Origin of the sequence: Paenibacillus rhizolycopersici (assembly GCF_014947195.2) — a bacterium.
Lineage (GTDB): Bacteria > Bacillota > Bacilli > Paenibacillales > Paenibacillaceae > Fontibacillus > Fontibacillus rhizolycopersici.
Genome location: NZ_JADCNN020000049.1, coordinates 1 through 798 on the forward strand (window position 1 = coordinate 1; position 798 = coordinate 798).

Annotated in this window: 1 protein-coding gene and 1 pseudogene; both read right to left on the reverse strand. The window is 45.7% G+C overall.

Going from position 1 to position 798, the window contains the following annotated elements; translation table 11 throughout:
* The coding region (locus IM700_RS22900) for an IS3 family transposase (protein ID WP_204801204.1) at nt 1–387 on the reverse strand (387 nt) is incomplete at its 3' end.
* A gap of 26 nt (nt 388–413) precedes the next feature.
* Nucleotides 414–798, reverse strand: a pseudogene (locus IM700_RS22905) (helix-turn-helix domain-containing protein); the annotation flags it as partial.

Below are 798 nucleotides of genomic sequence, written 5' to 3' on the forward strand. Positions count from 1 at the left end.
CAAATACATCATGGTGCTGCCGTAAGGTAGATACGTAATATCTGTGACTAGCTTTTGCAAAGGCTGTTCCGCATGAAATTGCCGCTTCAGTAAATGCTCTGCTACGTGTGCAGGTTGTCCGGTTTGCTTCCGTTTCTTTACCTTCACTCGGCATTGCCAACCGTAATGTTGCATGATCTTCTGCACTCGCTTGTGATTGACGGTCTCATGACGCCGTAATTCAGAGGTGATCTTGCGATACCCGTAACGAAATCGATGCTTCTGACACAGCTCCTGGACGCGTGAGACAAGCGAGTTGGGCGTTGTAGGGAGTCCTTGCTTTTTCCAGCGATAGTACGTTGACCGCGGCAAGCCGATCCATGCACAGGCCTGTTGTACCGTGGCCATGTTTTGAATACTCTCCATCCATGGAATTACAACTTCAGGCGACAGCTCCTCTCCAACTCCTTGAACTTTTTTAGCACTTCTACCTGTTGCTTAAGGAAACGATTTTCTAATTGTAATCTCTCAATTTCAGATTCGTACTTCGGTCCTTTACCATAACTGTATTGCTTACCTACAGGCTGTTCAAGACGGTGTAATTCACCCGCTCGATACCAGCGCATCCAAGTTTTCAGTTGCGTCTCGTTCTTTATGTTAAGTTGCTCCATGACCTCCCTTACCGGCACATTTTCTAATCTCATCTCGATAGCCTTCATTTTGATATCAACTGGGTAACTTACTCTTGTTGCCAACGCAAAAAACACCTCCAAAGTTGTCCCTAACATCTTACGATGTTTTTGGATTCTCTTGAAGGTG